Consider the following 260-nt stretch of genomic DNA (forward strand, 5'->3'; position numbering starts at 1 on the left):
TACTGACACGATCCAAGATAGTGAAGCGAAAGTCGTCTTTCAGAAGGACCCTTGATGGGTTGAAGTGGGAAAAGCCGCTCCTCCACGCGCTGTCGCAGGGGACTTTCAGAAGGACCCTTGATGGGTTGAAGCAATGTAGCCCGCTGTCGCGGCGACAGTCGTTTCCACAACTTTCAGAAGGACCCTTGATGGGTTGAAGCAGCTCCGCCGCGAGTCGTTCGGCGAACTCCGCCGCTTTCAGAAGGACCCTTGATGGGTTG

1 protein-coding gene is annotated in these 260 nt (G+C 55.8%); it reads right to left on the minus strand.

All coding sequences use genetic code 11. The features are described 5' to 3' along the window. Nucleotides 1-260, minus strand: a 260-nt coding sequence (locus FJT57_RS17445; protein WP_203229129.1) for a hypothetical protein, incomplete at both ends; no start/stop codon positions are given.

This window comes from Halobellus captivus (assembly GCF_007655485.1).
GTDB classification, from domain to species: Archaea; Halobacteriota; Halobacteria; order Halobacteriales; family Haloferacaceae; genus Haloquadratum; species Haloquadratum captivum.